Origin of the sequence: Paenibacillus plantiphilus, from assembly GCF_927798095.1 — a bacterium.
GTDB classification, from domain to species: domain Bacteria; phylum Bacillota; class Bacilli; order Paenibacillales; family Paenibacillaceae; genus Paenibacillus_Z; species Paenibacillus_Z plantiphilus.
Genome location: NZ_CAKMMF010000088.1, coordinates 1 through 478, shown reverse-complemented (window position 1 = coordinate 478; position 478 = coordinate 1). Strand labels below are relative to the sequence as shown.

The 478-nt window shown below is 49.4% G+C and carries 1 protein-coding gene; it reads right to left on the bottom strand.

Annotated elements, in window-relative coordinates; translation table 11 throughout:
• Nucleotides 1-478: contractile injection system protein, VgrG/Pvc8 family (locus L6H65_RS26480; RefSeq protein WP_253074665.1), on the bottom strand; the 478-nt coding region annotated here is incomplete at both ends.

The window sequence follows — 478 nt, the reverse complement described above, 5'->3', positions numbered from 1 at the left end:
AGCAGATCCTTGCCTGCCATATAAGGCGTTTCCTCCGGCAATGTGAAGCGCTTCCCTTTCGGCATTCCAAAATATAACCTTGGTTTGGCATCCCATATATCACAGGCAACCACCGTGTTAAAATGACTCGCCAGCCGCTTGAGAAACGCCCAGTCTGTCTCATCATATTGAATCACTGGCGATCCCAGATTCACCCCATCTCCGACTATACTAAGCACCTGATGCCCAGAATACGAACCGGCCACCTTCTGAACCAGCGCCGCATAGGACATCGCTGTGTTCTGGTAGGTACGTCGATGACGCTTCATATCCATCAGATAGGTTCCAGACAGACCTTCTATCTCGATTTCATATACCCCGTTGGCATGCTTCGTCTGCACCGTGCTGATCGTACCTTTGAATAATGTCTTTTCTTTCCCGCCATCACTTTCATAGACATGAATCTCATCGCTAGCTGCAGCTTGCAGCACACCGCTAA